This is a genomic window from Neomicrococcus lactis, from assembly GCF_014200305.1.
GTDB lineage: Bacteria > Actinomycetota > Actinomycetes > Actinomycetales > Micrococcaceae > Neomicrococcus > Neomicrococcus lactis.
This window is the reverse complement of the sequence record NZ_JACHBL010000001.1, coordinates 896,837-913,555: the sequence shown is the minus strand read 5'-3', so window position 1 is coordinate 913,555 and position 16,719 is coordinate 896,837. Positions and strand designations below refer to the sequence as shown.

General features: G+C 62.8%; 15 protein-coding genes and 1 pseudogene. 5 read left to right on the top strand and 11 right to left on the bottom strand.

Annotated features, from left to right (window positions below; all coding sequences use genetic code 11):
* Positions 1-19: 19 nt before the first annotated feature.
* Both BKA12_RS04205 and BKA12_RS04200 read left to right on the top strand, forming a co-directional pair.
* Positions 20-799: a hypothetical protein gene (locus BKA12_RS04205; RefSeq protein ID WP_183640900.1), complete on the top strand. Its 780-nt coding sequence runs from the start codon at positions 20-22 to the stop codon at positions 797-799.
* Positions 800-804: 5 nt separating this feature from the next.
* Positions 805-1,128 carry a hypothetical protein gene (locus tag BKA12_RS04200; RefSeq protein ID WP_183640898.1) on the top strand — a complete coding sequence of 108 codons (324 nt, stop codon included), beginning with the start codon at positions 805-807 and terminating at the stop codon, positions 1,126-1,128.
* A gap of 10 nt (positions 1,129-1,138) precedes the next feature.
* On the opposite strand, the pseudogene BKA12_RS12350 reads toward BKA12_RS04200, so the two are convergent.
* The 3 genes and pseudogenes from BKA12_RS12350 to BKA12_RS04190 form a co-directional block, all read right to left on the bottom strand.
* Positions 1,139-1,607: pseudogene (locus tag BKA12_RS12350) on the bottom strand (Tn3 family transposase); the annotation flags it as partial.
* 401 nt (positions 1,608-2,008) lie between these two features.
* Positions 2,009-2,425: a hypothetical protein gene (locus BKA12_RS04195; protein WP_183640897.1), complete on the bottom strand. Its 417-nt coding sequence runs from the start codon at positions 2,423-2,425 to the stop codon at positions 2,009-2,011.
* A gap of 472 nt (positions 2,426-2,897) precedes the next feature.
* Complete coding sequence (locus tag BKA12_RS04190) at positions 2,898-3,296, bottom strand: hypothetical protein (protein ID WP_183640895.1); 399 nt, start codon at positions 3,294-3,296, stop codon at positions 2,898-2,900.
* 856 nt (positions 3,297-4,152) lie between these two features.
* On the opposite strand from BKA12_RS04190, the gene BKA12_RS04185 reads away from it, so the two are divergent.
* Positions 4,153-7,221, top strand: a complete 3,069-nt coding sequence (locus BKA12_RS04185) for a Tn3 family transposase (protein ID WP_183640894.1) — start codon at positions 4,153-4,155, stop codon at positions 7,219-7,221.
* A 275-nt stretch (positions 7,222-7,496) separates the two neighbouring features.
* Here the strand turns inward: BKA12_RS04185 and ccsB are convergent, their stop codons facing one another.
* From ccsB to BKA12_RS04145, 8 genes are all read right to left on the bottom strand, one after another.
* Positions 7,497-8,513, bottom strand: coding sequence for a c-type cytochrome biogenesis protein CcsB (ccsB, locus tag BKA12_RS04180; RefSeq protein ID WP_161448681.1), 1,017 nt, complete (start codon positions 8,511-8,513; stop codon positions 7,497-7,499).
* A gap of 20 nt (positions 8,514-8,533) precedes the next feature.
* Positions 8,534-10,153 carry a cytochrome c biogenesis protein ResB gene (gene resB, locus BKA12_RS04175; protein ID WP_183640892.1) on the bottom strand — a complete coding sequence of 540 codons (1,620 nt, stop codon included), beginning with the start codon at positions 10,151-10,153 and terminating at the stop codon, positions 8,534-8,536.
* Entirely contained in the window at positions 10,153-10,947 is a 795-nt protein-coding gene (locus tag BKA12_RS04170; protein WP_183640890.1) for a cytochrome c biogenesis CcdA family protein, read from the bottom strand. Before BKA12_RS04170 ends, resB begins: the two co-directional genes overlap by 1 nt.
* On the bottom strand, positions 10,947-11,573 hold the full coding sequence (locus tag BKA12_RS04165; RefSeq protein WP_161448531.1) for a TlpA family protein disulfide reductase: 627 nt from the start codon (positions 11,571-11,573) through the stop codon (positions 10,947-10,949). The genes BKA12_RS04170 and BKA12_RS04165 overlap by 1 nt, the downstream gene beginning before the upstream one ends.
* 212 nt (positions 11,574-11,785) lie before the next feature.
* Complete coding sequence (locus tag BKA12_RS04160; RefSeq protein ID WP_183640888.1) at positions 11,786-12,394, bottom strand: cadmium resistance transporter; 609 nt, start codon at positions 12,392-12,394, stop codon at positions 11,786-11,788.
* A gap of 85 nt (positions 12,395-12,479) precedes the next feature.
* The gene (gene lspA, locus BKA12_RS04155) at positions 12,480-12,992 is read right to left on the bottom strand and encodes a signal peptidase II (protein WP_183640749.1); all 513 of its coding nucleotides are present in this window, start codon (positions 12,990-12,992) and stop codon (positions 12,480-12,482) included.
* Positions 12,989-14,941 (bottom strand): heavy metal translocating P-type ATPase, encoded by a 1,953-nt coding sequence (locus tag BKA12_RS04150; RefSeq protein WP_183640750.1) that lies wholly within the window; start codon positions 14,939-14,941, stop codon positions 12,989-12,991. The genes lspA and BKA12_RS04150 overlap by 4 nt, the downstream gene beginning before the upstream one ends.
* Positions 14,938-15,321, bottom strand: a complete 384-nt coding sequence (locus BKA12_RS04145) for an ArsR/SmtB family transcription factor (RefSeq protein ID WP_071214406.1) — start codon at positions 15,319-15,321, stop codon at positions 14,938-14,940. Before BKA12_RS04145 ends, BKA12_RS04150 begins: the two co-directional genes overlap by 4 nt.
* Before the next feature lie 203 nt (positions 15,322-15,524).
* Here BKA12_RS04145 and BKA12_RS04140 point away from each other — a divergent pair, with 203 nt between their 5' ends.
* Positions 15,525-15,857: an ArsR/SmtB family transcription factor gene (locus tag BKA12_RS04140; protein ID WP_071214405.1), complete on the top strand. Its 333-nt coding sequence runs from the start codon at positions 15,525-15,527 to the stop codon at positions 15,855-15,857.
* Positions 15,858-15,999: 142 nt separating this feature from the next.
* Positions 16,000-16,695, top strand: a complete 696-nt coding sequence (locus tag BKA12_RS04135) for a DsbA family protein (RefSeq protein ID WP_338087425.1) — start codon at positions 16,000-16,002, stop codon at positions 16,693-16,695.
* Positions 16,696-16,719: the final 24 nt, after the last annotated feature.

Below are 16,719 nucleotides of genomic sequence, written 5' to 3'. Positions count from 1 at the left end.
ATACTGTGAGGAGAAGTAATTGAAATCAGGTAGATTTGCGACATCACTTGCCGCTGCGCTTTTGGCCGGATTACTGACCTTTTCGGGTGCTACGCAAGCGTCGGCCGCCGAGGTCGTCCCCATCACGCCGGAAGTCATCGCGCAGGCGGACAGTGAGGCACTTGCTCACCCGCTGACGGACCGGGAAATGACAGAAATTGCCGACCAGCTTTCCGAAGAAGCGTCTACTGAAAGCGGCCTCTCCCAAGATGAACTGGAGAGCCTTGATGCGGAACTTGAAAACGGCGAACTGACCGCTTGGGTGAACGGAAAACAACTCGATCCCGGGTCCGTGCAAGCGTCGGCACCTGGTGGTATCCGTTCCATTTCAGCAATGTCCACCACAGCAGCATATGTACCAACTACTTGGGGTGCCTGTGGCGCATTCGACGCATCTACCAAAAATGTCAGAACCTTTTACCTGAACTCGGTTCCGTATGCTTACCGCGCCATCTATCTGAAGTGCGGGACCACTGGGTGGGGATACCGCCACATCAAAGACGCTCACATGAATGACTGGGCAAACAAGGCTATCTATGTGGGTGCGAATTGGCGTGACATGGCTGATTTTGCCATCACTGATGCGCTCCAGCACGTCTACAGTGGCGTCTACAACCCAACTAACCAGACATACAAATACCGCGGCGTCGTAGAGCTGAGACGCTTTGACGGCCGCACCGTACACACCTTCTACCCAGTCGTTGCGGTCTCCGCAGGTGACTATCGAATCATCACCGCCTACCCGAGTAACGTCAGGTAACGGGCGTGCGAGACTATGACTATTTCGTACGCGCCCTAAAGGCAGTACTTTCTCCAGTAGGTGCCATCGAAGTCGACGGCAGTAACGGTCAAGCCAAGGTTGCTTTTGTGACGCCTCTGGGGCGCCGGCTCACCTTCTTGGCGAGCCTCGATGAACTCTACGCAGCTGTGGAGCAAACCGATGGTGAAGTCCTATCCCAACCTGACGATCCCTCACCTCTGGAGGGAAAACTGAGACTTTTCTCCGTACATGTTGAAGAGGCAATCGACATAGCCAACGACACCGCGCAGAACTTGGAATTGAGACGGTACGGTGTAATTGCAAGCTGACTCGAGACATACGGAGAGGCCGGAGTCCGGTCGACGGGGATGCAGTGAAGGCATAGCACCCTAGCATGTTGATGTTTTGGTCGCCGAGCGATGATATACGAGCGACATCGGTTTCATCAACGTGATTTCCAACCTCGCAGCGTAATGATGGCGACGTCGGTGTAGAGGGTGCTCCAGAGCACGATGGTTCTCGGTACTAGGCCCAGCGCGCAGAACTGGTCTTATTCCTGGCCTTCACGGCAGCGCTGGGTAGATCTGTCCGCAGCGACCGTGGAAGATCGCAGGGGCCAGTCGGTGGCGGGACTCCTGGATTGTCTGCTGTGTGTAGTCCATTCGTCGGTATATTTCATCGGGCGGAGGCGCGCTGCCGTCACGGGAGAGAATGCGGAGCAAGTCATCGGCGCGCGCTGTCCCGATAGCGAGGGACGCAGTGACGCGGATCATGTCTAACAGTGCGCGGCGATTTTGGATACGTTCACGGGCCAACCAGATCAAGTCCGGTAAATAATGGCCGCTGCGACGCGCGGCGAAACCTTAACGTCGGATATTTCACTTTTTTACAAGGCGCCCCTACTCCTCCTCTGGGGGAGCTGGAGTGACCGACCCAACCCACACCCAGCCTTCAGGCGGCGTGTGTCAGCCTCGGTGAAGGCGGGACAGTTCCCCATGGTCCAAGACGTGCCGTCGCCGTCCCACTGGACCGGAGCACAAGGGTTTTTTCAATCTGGACGAAGCACGACGCGTGGGACGCAGCGGGTCCCAGGCGCGGCATGAATCAACAAACCATCCCAGAAAACCCACACAGAAGCAGCCGCCTAACTCCCACTGGCCCCATTCACCTTGAGAAATTCCGTAGCGCCGCACTCCACTCCGAACACGCCTAGGGGCTCATGTTTCCGCGTCGGGCGCCAGCTTTTATCACTAAGCTGGCAATGACCATACCTACGAAGGCGTATGAAAGCATGGATTGCGAGCTCGCTATTACGACGATTTCCCACCAGGGCACTACCCCGATATTGCGGTAGTACTGCTCGTCGTACTGGAGGCTTCCCACGACGATGACGGCTACTGTAATCGCTCCCGCAGTGATACGTCCGGCGACGGGCGCCCACCAGATTTCCTGTGATGCAAACAGGAGGGCTGCGGCAGCACAAACGACCAAAGCTGGCACCACAGCTGGAGCAGAGCTGCTAACCGACTGGGCTCTACCGTCGATACCTAACACGAGCCCCATATTGAGTCCCGTCGCGATAAGTACGGCAATTCCGAAGCCTCCAGCAATCACGAGGCTTGCCACGGCCCCACCCAGGATTGCCCTAGTGGTAGTTATACGGTTCTCCGAGGTCGGGCTTGCTTCCACGGTTCGGTCTTCACTCACGGGCTTTAAACCCGTTTCCAGCAAAAGAGCGGCTGAGTACCTGAGACGTAGTGTCCGTAGGTCCACCAGCAGCGGCTCTTAGAAGATGAAACAGGGAGGTGGCTTCCCGCTACTGACCGGATGCCCACGGCAGACCACGCAACCGAGTCGTAAGGGAAGGGTCTCCATGTGTCGACCTGAACGGTCCAGAGCGAGCCCGCAGTGTAAACTCGTCCGCCCTCGATGGTGCCCTGTGTAGAGGCACGGATGACCCCCCATCCTGACTGAGTGCCATACGCGTATTGAACCTCGGTATACGCGAATGCAGTGGTTGCGGGTATCAGTAGGCACGCGACTAAGGCAGCGCACAATGCATACAGCGGAAACTTCCGGTTTCGGCCCGTCATCGTGGTCATGGCTTTGCCGGTATTGGTAGCTTCTCAGTCGAGGCAGGGTCGTCGTACCTTTTCAGTTCGAACTTTTTCCCGTCAGAGGTAGCCGCTGTCGCTCGGCGGTCCTGTGAGTTTGCGCCAGTCACTACGACAAGGTTTTCGCTGATGCGCTTCCACATAGCGGGAAGTTGCACGGTCACGTCATCAGGGACCAAGAACGCCTCGGTGCTCTTTCCCAGGTACACGGACTTTAGGGCTAGTCCTTCCTGAGAGACAAAGTCGGGGGGTGCACAGGTCGACGCTGTGAACTGCTGAATATCGTCGACCACTATGAGGCAGACGTTATTTACGACATCTGTAGCGACATAGAAGTTAGTTGTTTGAACTTCGCCTATCAACCGGGCGGTGTCGGACTTCACACCGCCTTGACCGTGGCCTTGTTCCTGGAAAACCGACGCTGGAGGAATATCTACAGTTTTCCGCGCCTCGTTCAGAACAGTGAATTTCTCACTAATTGCTGATCGAGAGTTGGCACTTGCTACGCTCGCCCCACCCCAGATAAGACAAGATCCGACCAGGAGCGCGCAGCCTGCGAACACTATTCGCCTACCCCCTACCTCAACTCTTCGTGTCTTCATTAGTATGACCTCCAACAAGTCAGATTCAGTGTGCCCGCTGTTGTTTTTCCATCGTCTAAGTACCATTTGCACAAGCTCCATGAGTTGCTATGAGGAGCATGCGTCATGGTTACCGGTCCTCCATATTGGCGTACGGCATAGGCAAGGATGCTGTAGGTGCTGGCGGATCGGCTCTCGACTTGCGCGTACAAGAGGGATGCGTTGCCAGAGACGAACCCCCGCCCACCAGTGTGCGACCCAATTATGCTTGAAGCGGCGTATGAATCTTCAATACGAGATGTTGAATTTGCGTATTGTGACTCCGCAGCATATGCGGCTATTGGAGCGGCAAAAAGGGATAAGGCGAGAGCGCTTGTCAAAGCGATTGACGCTCGACCGGGCTTTGATCGCTTGGGTTTTTCGTTCACGTCCTGAACCACTGATCCCCCTCATCATGTGATCCACCTCACTGTGGATTGGAAGTGATCATCTTCTGAAGTGGCAAGTCTTGTCAAGGCGATTGGATGAGGATGTTCCCGCGGTCCGCAGACGATCGCATGGAAGACGCCGCCCGAGGCGCGGATGTAGCCGGGGTCTTGGTAGTAATGGGGACGGATTGAGCGCTAAGCCCTGCTCGGGCGCGAGGTAGCGTGGTGATATGCCGACTGATCAATATTTGACCGAGGAACAAACGGTGGTGTTCGGGCGGTTCGTAGGCGAACCATCTCCGGCGGAGCTGGAGCAGTTCTTCTATCTCGACGCGGCTGACCTGGAAGGGATTGCTGAGCGTCGCGGTGAGCATAATCGGCTCGGTTTTGCGCTTCAGGTTGGGACAGTGCGGTTCCTGGGGGCGTTCCTGTCGGATCCGCTGGATGTTCCGTGGTCCGTGGTGGAATATTTGGCGGCACAGCTCCGAATCAATGATCCGTCGGTGATCAAGCGGTACCCCGAGCGGGTTGCGACTCCGAACGCTCATGCGCGGGAGATCCGCCGGCTCTATGGCTATGGGGACTTCTCGGGAGCTGCGGTCGAGGATCTGAGCGAGTTCGTTTACTCGCGCGCCTGGACGCACGGTGAGGGGCCGAAGGCGTTGTTCGCCCATGCGGTGGCCTGGTTGCGTCGGAAACAGATACTCCTTCCTGGAGTGACGAGACTATTGAAGTCGGTTCAGGCTGCCCGTGAACGTGCAGGGTCGGAGCTGTACGAGCGACTGGCTGGGGCAGCAATGGCCGCGGATCCTCAGTTGCCGGGACGTTTGCTTGGATTGCTGGCCGTTGATGAGGGTGCCCGTGGGTCCAGGTTAGAAGCATTACGCGCAGGGCCTGTGAGGTTGTCCGGGCCTGCCTTGAACAAGGCCCTGGCGCGGGTCGAGCAAGTCAGGGCCCTGGGTATTGGCGCGGTGGAGACTTCAGGAATGCCGGCATCCCGGTTACGGGCGCTGGCACGGTATGGGGTGGAAGCAAAGGCGCAGTCGCTGCGCCGGTTGGCGGAGCCGCGCCGCACGGCCACGTTGGTTGCGACAGTGGAAGCGTTGTCAGTGGCGGCGGTCGATGATGCGTTGGACTTGTTCGATGCACTGATGGCCTCGAAGGTATTGGGACCCTCGAAGAGGGCTGCGGTCGCGGCACGGTTGGAGACACTGCCGGAGCTGGAGAAAGCCTCGGCTGTTCTTGCCCGTGTCGGGCGTGAATTGGTCTGCCTGCTGGAGGAAGCGGGCGAGCAAGTCGATGTAGCGACGGTATGGGCCCGGCTGGAGAAGGTCGCCGCAAGGGATCAGATCGCGCAGTACGCCGACACGGTCGGTGCTCTCATCCCGGACGCCTCGGGACTGGAGGGCGCGATGCGTGTGCAGGTGGCCCGCCGATACCGGACGGTTGCCCCATTCCTGGGGTTGTTGGCTACCGTGTTGCCACTGCGGGCAACGGCAACGGGACAGCCTGTGCTTGATGCCCTGGCCGGATTGGAAGCCCTGCGTGGCCGCCGGCAGCTCCACAAGGACGACGTTACCGAGGCCTTGGTACCGGCTGCCTGGCGCGCGGCGGTGTTCTGTCGCGACGGGGTAGAAGTTGACCGGGAAGCATGGGTTTTGTGCGTGTTGGAGCAGCTACGCGTTTGCCTGCGCCGTCGGGACGTGTTTGCCACACCATCGACCCGGTGGGGCGACCCACGCGCCCAGCTGCTCGATGGTGAGCAGTGGGAGCAGGTACGCGATCGGGCGCTGACCAGCTTGGGCCTGGAAGGGCCGGCTGCCGAGCACATGAACGATCGTGTTGAGGTGCTGGATACGGCCTGGAGGAGCTTGACGGCAAGCCTCGAGGAAGTGGGCCCGAACGGTTCGGTACGGCTGGAACCCTCAAGTACGGACGGGCGCACACGTTTGAAGGTTGACCGTCTGGATGCCTTGGAGATCCCGGACTCGCTGCGTGAACTCCGTGGGCAGGTCGCCTCGATGCTGCCACGGGTGGATCTTCCCGAGCTGCTGCTGGAGGTTCATTCCTGGACCGGGTTCCTCGACGCCTACACCCACATCGGGCAGTCCAAGGCCCGCATGGATGATCTGCCGCGCTCGGTTGCGGCGCTGCTGGTCGCAGAGGCCTGCAAAGTTGGCCTGACACCCGTGGTTGCCGAGGGACACCCGTCCCTGACGCGCGCTCGGCTCGGACACGTGGATGCCAACTACCTGCGCAGCGAGACCCACTCCGCCGCAAACGCGACCCTAATCAAGGCCCAGGGTGAGATCCCTGTCGCCCAGGTGTGGGGTGGTGGGCTGCTGGCCTCCGTCGATGGTCTGCGGTTCGTGGTCCCGGTACGCACGATCAACGCTGCCCCGAACCCGAAGTATTTCGGCCGAGGACGCGGGCTGACGTGGTTCAACGCGGTCAACGACCAGGTGGCCGGCATCGGCGCCACTGTCGCGCCCGGCACCGTGCGTGATTCACTCTACGCGCTGGACACGATACTGAACCTCGACGGCGGTCCCCGACCAGAAACGATCACCTCGGACACGGCTTCCTACTCCGACATGGTCTTCGGGATCTTCGCCCTTCTGGGTTACCGGTTCTCGCCACGGATCGCCAACCTGTCCGACCAACGCCTCTGGCGCGCAACCCCGCGTGGCACCACGGACTCCGATTACGGGTCGCTGAACGATGTCGCCCGCAACCGGATCAACTTAGCCAGGATCGCCGCACACTGGGATGACATGACCCGCGTCGCTGCGTCTCTGGCGACAGGGACGGTGCGCGCCTACGACTTGCTGCGCATGCTCTCCCGTGACGGCAGCCCGTCCCCACTCGGTGCCGCGATCACCGAATATGGGCGCATGGACAAGACCATCCACCTGCTCGCCCTCATCGACCCACTCGAGGAAACCTACCGACGAACGACCCATACGCAGCAGACCGTCCAGGAATCACGCCACCGCCTGGCACGCGCGATCTTCCACGGGCGGCGCGGACAGATCTACCAGCGCTACCGTGAAGGCCAGGAAGACCAGCTCGGTGCACTCGGCCTGGTCCTGAACGCCATCGTGCTCTGGAACACCCGCTACACCGATGCCTCCATCAATGCACTGCGCGAGGCCGGCAACCTCGTGGACGACGCCGATATCGCCCGCCTGTCCCCGCTCGGCGATCAACACGTCAACATGCTCGGTCGCTACGCCTTCACCACCACCACACCAAGCGGGCTCCGCCCCCTGCGTATCTCCCCTGATAGTGCTGACTGAACCATAGGTAGCGGGGTCTGATACTGGTATGGACCAACGTTGCTCTGAAAGTAACCAGTCCCGCAAGGGGAACCTTGAACGGGACAGCTTTGCCTACGCTCGCTGTGTCATGACACTTTTCCGGGCGGTGAAGTCCACCAAGGGGACCAAGGCATGATGCTGATTGGCCTGCGATTGCTAGGCGAGGCCACGCTCGGGAGCGTGGCCTCGCGCACCGATGGGCCCGGACCCGTTGTCGGGGGATCCGGAGCCCCTGGTGAGCGCTGCGAGGGCATTTAGACGCCGGCGTAGGAGTGCAGCCCGTTGAAGTAGAGATTCACGACGGTGAAGTTGAAGACCAAGCAAAGGTAGCCAATAATGCTCAGCCATGCCGAGCGGGCACCGGTCCAGCCGCCGGTTGCACGGGCGTGCAGGTAGCCGGCGTAGACAACCCAAATGACGAAACTCCAGACTTCCTTGGTGTCCCAGCCCCAGTAGCGACCCCATGCGGCCTCGGCCCAAATGGCACCGGCCATCACGGTGAACGTCCACATCACGAACGCCACGGCATTGATGCGGTATGCAAAGTTTTCGAGGGCGGCGGCACCGGGGACCAGGCGCATGAACGGCAGCTTGTCGCTCTTGCCGGTAGCCAGCGCATCCATCCTGGCGTGTTGCACCAGCTGAAGGACGTTCATGGCGAAGGTGATGGTGAACAGGGCCGAGGCCAACACCGCAATGGAGACGTGGATGATCAGCCAGTAGCTCTGCAGGGCGGGCACCAGGTGGGCAACCGGGGTGGGGAAGCCCATGGTGGCGCCGCACAGCATCACGGTGACCAGGCCGATGACGAAAGTGCCCATGAAGCGCAGGTCTTTCTTCACCAGCACCAGCGAAAAGACGAGGGCGACCAGGAAGGAGCCGGTGGACAAGAATTCGTACATGTTGCCCCACGGCACCCGGGCCGCCGCAATGGCCCTGGCAACCACGGCAAAGCCCTGCATGAGCACACCGAGCCAGGTCAGTGAGACCGCGACCTTGGCCGCCATGCGCTTTGTGGAAGCGACGGTGTAGTCCATGGAATCGTTGACCAACTCATGGGTCGATCTGTCCGCAGGCGGGGAGTCGGTCGCCCCGGCCGCGACCAGCACCTTCTTTTCCGAGGCGAGGGTGGCGGCGTCGATCTCCCGGATGAGCTTGCTTGACTTCGCAAGGTCCCACGCGAAGGCGACGAAGGCTGCCGCATACACAAGAGCCGACAGCAACATGAACAGGTCGCTGTATTGTCCCAGGGCCACGTTGATCGTGGGCATGTCGTTTTCCATTCGGTCTCCTAGACTCCGGCTCGCTCAACGGCGGGCCACTGCTGTTCAAGGAGCTTGCGCAGCTCCTTGGCCTCGGATTCAAGTCCGTGGTCTTCTCCGCGGGCCAGCAATCCGTATTCGATGACCCGCTCTTCACGGCCCGAGCCGTCAACGGAGGTCTTGATTTTCACCCAAGCACGGCGACGCGGGGTGAAGAGCGAGATGCCCAATCCCAACAGTGAAAGGGCTGCAAAGACCGCGACGGGGCGCCTGCTCGGGTCGTAGGCGATGTCCACGCCGATATAGCGCTTGAGTCCGTCAAAGGAAATGCTTCCCTTGCCGTCGGGCAATTCGTAGGTCTGCCCGGCACCTAGCACGATGCCGCCGGCCTCGAGGTCGCGGTTGTTCATCTCGGTGAGCCGGTCGGTTTCCAGCACGTAGACGTTTTGCGGCATGCCGTCATCCAGCCCCAGGTCCCCATAGTAGGAATTCAGCTGGAGCTGCGGGTTAATGGCGTTCGGGTCCCCGGAAATCGCGAACCCTGTCTCGTCCGTCATCGCGGTGGGCAGCAGAAATCCCTGGAACCCCAGCTGGTCCGGCTTCGCATCGGGGGCCTTGATGACCATCAGGGAGGTGTACATGCCATCCTGCGGCACGGAGACCACCGGGCCGCTGAAGGCAACGTCACCGTTGCCGTCACGTACGGTGACCACCGGTGCGTAGCCGTTGCCGACCAGGTACATGTCCGCGCCATCGATGCGCAGCGGGTGGTTGACTCGGATCGTTTCCTTTTCGGGTTCCGCACCGGGGCTGCGACGGGTTTCGACCTCGGCGGTGAAATCGAGGGGCTGGCCGAAGTGCGTGGTCGATTCGCGGTCGAAGGTGACGTTGAACTTCTCGAGCTTCACCGAGTAGGGGTCCAAGGAGTCTTCCTGGAACCAAGTGCCGGGCGTGAAAGCGTCGTAGGACACCAGGGAGTTGACGAACGTGTCCCCCTCGACCAACAGGTGCTGCCCGTTGTAGCCAAACGCCCCACCGATACCCACCGAGGCCAGGAGTCCCACCAGAGATGTGTGGAACAGGAGGTTGCCGATTTCCCGGGTGTATCCCCGTTCCGCGCCGACCGACGGGTTGGCCCCCTCGGTGCGGGCTTCGGAGCGGTATCCGCGTTTCTTCAAGAGCGCCGCGGCTTCCCTGGCGATTTGCGCGTCGCTGAGACCGGACTCGGAGGCCGGCTGGATCCGGATGGCTCCATTCTGCGGCAGGCGGTCCAGCCGCGAAGGCGTCCGTGGCGGCGGTGTGCGCAGCGCCTTGGCGTGCTTCTTGACCCGGGGCAGGATGCACCCGATCAGGGAGATGAACAGCAGCAGGTAGATCGCCGAGAACCACACCGAGGAATAGACATCAAAGAGCTGGAAGCGGTCAAGCCACTGGCCAAGCACCGGCTTGTTGGCCAGATAGGTGGTCACCTGCTCCGGGTTCACCGAGCGCTGGGGAAAGAGCGAGCCGGGCACCGCCGCCACCGCCAGGAGCAGCAGCAGGAAGAGTGCGGTGCGCATGCTGGTGAGCTGGGTCCAGGCCCAGCGGAGCATCCCAAGGAACCCGAGGGCCGGGACCGCAATGTCTTTTTTAGAAACTTTTTTCGCCATTAGATGGGCAACCTGACCTCGTTGGTGAACCAGTCCTGCAATTGCGTGACCCACGAACCCCACAGGCCGGTGGCCATCAGGAGTCCCAGCAGTATTAACATGCCGCCGCCGAAGCGCATGATCGCCAGCTGGTGCCGGCGGAAGAACTTCATGGTGCCCATTCCGCGGCGCAGACCAAGTGCGATGAAAACAAACGGCAGGCCCAAGCCCATGCAGTAGAAGAACGTCAACAAGGCGCCCTTGGCGGGGTTGGGATCAATGCCTGTGCTCATCGCCAGGACTGCCGCCAGCGTGGGCCCAATGCACGGTGCCCAGCCCAGGCCGAAGGTGACACCGAGAACCGGGGCACCCCAGAGTCCTGCGGGCGGTTTGCGGTGGATCTTCGCATCGCGTTGCATGAACGAGAAACCGCCCATGAACACCACTCCCATGAGGATCACCAGCACGCCCAGGAGTTGGGTGACCCAAGAACCTTCGAATCTCATCCAGACGGCGATCTGTGAAAAGACCACGCCCGCCAGGACAAAGACGGCAGTGAAACCGAGGATGAACAGCCCAATGCCCGCGACCATGCGACCACGCTTCTGTTCGGCGAGGTCGGCGCCGGACAGGCCGGTGACGTAACCCAGGTAGCCAGGCACCAAGGGCAGCACGCACGGGGACAGGAAGGAGACCAGTCCCGCAAGGATGGCGACGGGGACCGCGAGGATCAGCGAACTGTCCTGCACAATCTCTGCAAACTGGTTGCCCCCCTGTGCAGGAATTGCGAGGGAAGCAACGAGCGATGAAAGCATCACAGGGCCTCGGTGAGGGCGGTATCGATCAGGGCCTTGAGCGTACTTTTTTCTGCAGCACCCAGAATGCGTGCCGCGACCCTGCCCTGCCTATCCAGCACCAGGGTGGTGGGCACCGCTTGCAACGGAACGTACTGGGTCATGGCCAGCTGGATCGCGCCCTGGGTGTCCTGCACCGAGGGGTAGGTGATGCCGAAGGTGCGCTCGAACGCCTCGGCGGCCTCCTTTTCGTCGCGCACATTGATGCCAATGAACTCGACCTTGCCCTCATATTCGCTGCTGAGTTCCACCAAGTGCGGGGCCTCAATGCGGCACGGTGCACATGCCGCGTACCAGAAGTTCAGCACCGTTGCCTGGCCCACCCAGGTGGCCGAATCAATGGTGGTTCCGTCGTAGGCCACCGCGCTGATCTTGACCGGTGCGGTGCGGGATTCCGGACCGTATTCCTCCACCGAGCCATCGCCGGCTATGTAGTTCTTGTTGTTTCCCTCCCGCGCCTGCTTGGCCAGGGAGTCCTCGCCACCGGAGCATGCGGCCAAGGGCAGTGCGGCGGCGGCCAGGGCAGCGACTCGCAGGAAGGTGCGGCGTCCCGCATGCTTCAAGGGGGACGGAAGGGGGTCGGTCATGATTTCTAGCTCCTGGGATGTTCGCAGCGTTGGCCAAGAGGTCCGCGCTGGGTATATACATTGCGGACTGCGAGGCGGGTTCCGGTGTTACCGGCACCGTCCCCACCGTGGATTGCTGGGGTTATGTGGCAATCTGTTCCAGTTCGGTTTCGGGGTTCGGGGATTGCGGTGACGAAAGCGTGCCGGCCCTGTCCTTGCCGGAGGTGGACTTGTTAGAGTCCAAAGGCCCCTCCCTCGACGAGGATGAACACCCCGAGGCCGATGAGGACGATCGGGAACAGGACGTGCTCCCAGCGTTCCAGGACCTCGGCAATCGGCCGGCGCGTGGCAATGAACTTGGCCAGCACCACGAGAACTGCAACCAGTGCGAGGAAGGCGATGCAGTATGCCACCACGGCGGTCGGTCCCACGCTGAGGAAAACCGGAACATAGACCCCGATGTTGTCCCCGCCGTTGGCGAAGGTGACAGCCGCGACAGTCAATACCCCCACGTTCTTGCCAGCGACTTTGGCATCATCGTCGTCGTCGGCTGCCCGCCAGGCTCGCCAGGCTCGCCATGCCGCCCACAGGCCGAGGAACAGGGGGATGAGGCCGAAGTAGGGGATCGCCTGGGGAGGGAGGAATACCCCTGCGCCTAGCGCCACGAGGACGGCCGCGGCGAGGATTCCGCCAAAGCCGAGATACTGGCCCGCCAGGATCCGGGCCGTTGTCCCGCGCTGTCCGGCACCGCGGGCGAAGAACAATGAGAGCACGATGATGTCGTCGATGTTGGTGGCCATGAACAGGCCGATGGCCTGCAGGATGGAGGGGATGAGATCCATGGTGTCCTTTCAGGGTGGGGGATCGGTGGCGCCACCGGTATTTTGTCCGCGCTGCGCCGGATTGCGGCAGGGCGAGTCGGACGGACTATCCGGGATTTTCTTCCGGTTGGCGCCTGAACGCCCCGAGGACCATCAAGGCGGCACCCCCGGTGACGAAGACGTCTGCGAGGTTGAAGGTGGGGAACCATCCGCTGTGCAGGAAGTCCACGACCCCGCGCCCGTCCAGCCGGTCAATGAAGTTCCCCGATGCGCCGCCGAGCAACAGGGCCGCCCCCGTGCGGGAGAGCCCGGTCATGGCCGGTTCGGAAGCCAGCAGGAACCAGAACAGGGCCGCGATAATCAGCCCGGTCGCGGCCGCGACCGTCCAGGGCGGGAGGGACGCGCCGAGGCTGAAGGCCACCCCGGTGTTGTAAAACAGCCTGATGTCCAGCGGCCCCAGGCCCAGGGACTCGCCCACGGTCAGGTTTCTCTCCGCCACCCACTTCGAGACAAGGTCGGTGGCGGCGAGCAACGCCGCCCCGCCCAGCATCACGGTCCGGGACCGGGACCGGAAGTGGCCGGACCGCCCTCCTGTGGTCCGCTCGGCTGCCGCGCTCATGCCGCAGGCTCCAACACGGGGCCGGGCTGCCGGGCGTCAAGCTGGTTTTTCCGTGCTATCCGTCCGGCACGAACGCCGTTGGCGATGACAAGGATCTCGGCCAGCTCGTGGATCAGGACCACGGCCGCCAACCCGAGGATCCCGAACAAGGCAAGCGGGATCAGGAGGGCGATCAGCAGCAGGGACAGCCCGACGTTTTGCAGCATGATGCGGCGGGTCCGCCGGGCGTGGTCCAGCACCTGGGGCAGGTGGTTCAGGTCCTCGCCCATCAGTGCGACATCGGCGGTCTCGATGGCGACGTCGGTGCCCATGGCACCCATGGCGATGCCGGTGTCGGCCGTGGCCAGGGCAGGGGCGTCGTTGACGCCGTCACCGACCATGGCGGTGGGCCGGTTCGCCTTGAGCCGGCGGATGATGTCCGCCTTGTCCTCGGGGCGCAGATCGGCGTGGACCTCGGTGATGCCGGCGTCCTTCCCCAGGGCGTTGGCGGTGATGGTGTTGTCGCCGGTGAGCATCACTGTCGTGTAGCCGGACCGGGTAAGCCGGGCGATGACTTCTCGGGCTTCGGGGCGAAGCTCGTCGCGGACCGCCACGGCTCCCACTACCTGGCCGTCCTGTTCAATCAGCACCGCCGTGGCACCGGCCCGTTGCATGCGCTCCACATCCGCGGCCAGTTCACCGGGCTCGATCCAACCCGGGCGGCCCAGGCGCACCTTTTGCCCGTCGAGCAGGCCTTCCAGTCCGGCTCCGGGGACCGTGTCCACGTCGGTGACGTTGGCCCGGTCCGGGGTCGCGGCGAGGATGGCGCGCGCCAGCGGGTGCTCGCTGCGTTCTTCGAGCCCGGCGGCCAGCGCCAGCACCTGCGTGCGGGTCGCCGGGCCGGCGGTGGCGACGTCGATGACGGCCGGTTGGTTGCGGGTGAGGGTGCCGGTCTTGTCCAAGGCGATGGTGCGGATCCTGCCCAGGGTTTCCAGCGCCCCGCCGCCCTTGATCAGCACGCCGATGCGGCTGGCCGCACCGACGGAGGCCACGACGGTGACGGGCACGGAGATCGCCAGCGCGCAGGGCGAGGCGGCGACCAGCACCACCAGGGCGCGTTCGAACCAGAGCACGGGTTCCCCGACGATGAACCCGAAGACGATGATCAGGCCCGCGACGATGAGGATACCCGGGACGAGCCGCTTGGCGATGGAGTCGGCCAGGCGTTGGCCGGGGCCCTTGCGGGACTGTTCGGCCTCCACGATGTGCACGATGCGTGCCAGGGAGTTGTTCTCCGCGGTGCTGGTGACCTCGACCTCCAGCGGGCCGGTGCCATTGATGGAACCGGCCCAGACCTCGGTTCCCGGACCGGCTTCGACCGGCACCGATTCGCCGGTCAACGCCGAGGTGTCCAGGGAGGTGCGCCCGGTGACGATCCTGCCGTCCGTGGCGAGCCGTTCCCCCGGGCGCACGACCATCCGATCCCCGGGGACGAGTTCTGCCGGGGATACGGTGAACTGGGTGCCGTGGCGCAGCACCGTTGCCTCGGCCGGGACGAGGTCCAACAGGGCGCGCAGACCCCGCCGGGTCTTGGCGAGGGAATATTCCTCCAGGCCTTCGGAGATGGCATAGAGGAAGGCGAGCATCGCTGCTTCCTCGATTTGTCCCAGCAGCACCGCGCCCACCGCGGCGATCGTCATCAGGGTGCCGACGCCGATCTTGCCCCTAACCAAGCTCCGCAGCGTGGAGGGAACGAAGGTCCAGGCCGCGACCAGCAACGCGATGATTTCCAGCGGCAAGGTCAGCCACTGCGGGCCCCCGACCAGGGAAGTGATCCAGCCAGCCAGCAGCAGCACCCCGGACACGGCGGCGGCACGGACCTCTCTCACCTGCCAGAAGCCTTCCGCTTTCTCTTCGCCTGCCGTGCCGGGGGCCATTGTTTCGTCGCTGCAGCCGCAGGCGTCGCTCATCGGGCACTCTCCTGGATGGTGTCGTTTTCCCTGGCGGCGGTGCCATAGGTCGGGCACAGGCTCACCGCGTTGCCGGTCGCGGCCAAGAGGATTTCGGCCTGGGCCAGCATGTCCATGAGCTCGGGACGCGTCAGCGAGTAGTAGACACTGCGGCCCTCTGCGCGGCCCTCGACGAGTCCACAGTCCCGCAGGCAGGCCACGTGCGTGGACACGGTCGATTGGGCCAACCCCAGCTCATGGGTCAGTTGGCTGACCCTGACCTCACCATGCGCCATCCGCTTGACGATGGCGAGGCGGGCTGGATCGCCCAGGGAATGGAACAGGGCGGCTGCCGGGTCAAGCCCCTTGCAGCCGTCTTCACCGCTATATTCAATCGTCATACATCGATCATATCGTAAATTACGATATATCGAGTTTGATGAACGCAGTGGAGGCTTCCAGGGCACGCTCCTGACCTCGACTGACGGGAGCGTCGGGGATCGAGAAGGCGTAGTCGGGCCGAATGCTGGATGCCGAGTGAGGTGGCTTTCACCCGACCTCGGAAATGGATCACTATACATTGGATCATGTACCGTGGTGTTTGATGAAAAGCGCAACCCCCACGCATACCTCGGCCTTGACGCAATTGGGCCACGCCCTGTCGGACGGGACCCGGACCCGGATCCTGTTGGCCCTGCGTGACGCCCCCGCGAGGCCCTCGGACCTGGCCACGGAGCTGGGCGTCTCCCGGCAGTCGATGTCGAACCAACTCACCTGCCTGCGCGGATGCGGACTGGTTGCGGCCCAGCCGGAGGGCCGCAACACCTGGTACCGGTTGGCCGACCCACGGCTCGGATCGGCCTTGGGTGATCTGCTGGAACTCGTCCTCACCGTGGACCCGGATTGCTGCACCCCCGAAGGATGCACCTGCCGGTGACGGGACAGCCGATCATCAGGGAACCGCATTCCTCCTTGCCACGGTGCACCGAACAGCCGCGCCCGGCTACGGCCATTCCACCCCACACTCCCCACCCGTCCGGCCTGCCCTAGTGCACGCCGGCCACAGAACGGAACACCACGTGAGCACTCCGATCCCTCCCAGCACCCGATCCCCGAAGAAACCCAAGATCGTCGTCTGGATCCTGCTGGCCGCCGCCGTTGTCGCTGCGATCATCGGCTACGCCGTCGCCCAGGGAAACTCCAAGGCCGCTTCCCCCCAAGCAGCCGACGCCGCCACCACCGAACAGCAGGTCGTCCGGGAGAACAGCCGGGTGCTTTCCCAAGCACCAAGCGAGAAGGCGGTCCTGGTGGAGTTCCTGGACTACGAATGCGAAGCCTGCGGTGCGGCCTACCCGTTCGTCGAGGAGCTGCGCGCCGAGTACTCGGAGAACGTCACCTTCGTCCACCGCTACTTCCCGCTGCCAGGGCACCTGAACTCCACGAACGCCGCCGTGGCCGTGGAGGCCGCAGCCCAGCAGGACGCCTACGAACCGATGTACAAGAAGATGTTCGACACCCAAGCCCAGTGGGGCGAATCCGCCGAGAACAAGAGCGCCCTGTTCCGCACCTATGCCGAAGACCTCGGACTCGATATGGCCGCCTACGACGCGGCCGTCGCCGACCCGACCACCGAGGAACGCGTAAAGCTCGACATCGCCGACGGGAAGGCCCTGGGCGTGACCGGCACCCCGACCTTCTTCCTCGACGGCAAGATGCTCACGGTCCAGAGCCTGGAACAGTTCCAGGCCGCCATCGCCGAAGCCGCCGCCAACTAAACCCCGTCCCTGGAACCGGAAGAA

What these genes read in the sequence shown, in the direction of transcription:
- BKA12_RS04185 (WP_183640894.1), top strand. Translation starts at nt 4,153, where the DNA reads ATGCCGACTGATCAATATTTGACCGAGGAACAAACGGTGGTGTTCGGG.
- ccsB (WP_161448681.1), bottom strand. Translation starts at nt 8,513, where the DNA reads ATGCCCACGATCAACGTGGCCCTGGGACAATACAGCGACCTGTTCATG.
- resB (WP_183640892.1), bottom strand. Translation starts at nt 10,153, where the DNA reads ATGGCGAAAAAAGTTTCTAAAAAAGACATTGCGGTCCCGGCCCTCGGG.
- BKA12_RS04170 (WP_183640890.1), bottom strand. Translation starts at nt 10,947, where the DNA reads ATGCTTTCATCGCTCGTTGCTTCCCTCGCAATTCCTGCACAGGGGGGC.
- BKA12_RS04165 (WP_161448531.1), bottom strand. Translation starts at nt 11,573, where the DNA reads ATGACCGACCCCCTTCCGTCCCCCTTGAAGCATGCGGGACGCCGCACC.
- BKA12_RS04160 (WP_183640888.1), bottom strand. Translation starts at nt 12,394, where the DNA reads ATGGATCTCATCCCCTCCATCCTGCAGGCCATCGGCCTGTTCATGGCC.
- lspA (WP_183640749.1), bottom strand. Translation starts at nt 12,992, where the DNA reads ATGAGCGCGGCAGCCGAGCGGACCACAGGAGGGCGGTCCGGCCACTTC.
- BKA12_RS04150 (WP_183640750.1), bottom strand. Translation starts at nt 14,941, where the DNA reads ATGAGCGACGCCTGCGGCTGCAGCGACGAAACAATGGCCCCCGGCACG.
- BKA12_RS04145 (WP_071214406.1), bottom strand. Translation starts at nt 15,321, where the DNA reads ATGACGATTGAATATAGCGGTGAAGACGGCTGCAAGGGGCTTGACCCG.
- BKA12_RS04140 (WP_071214405.1), top strand. Translation starts at nt 15,525, where the DNA reads ATGAAAAGCGCAACCCCCACGCATACCTCGGCCTTGACGCAATTGGGC.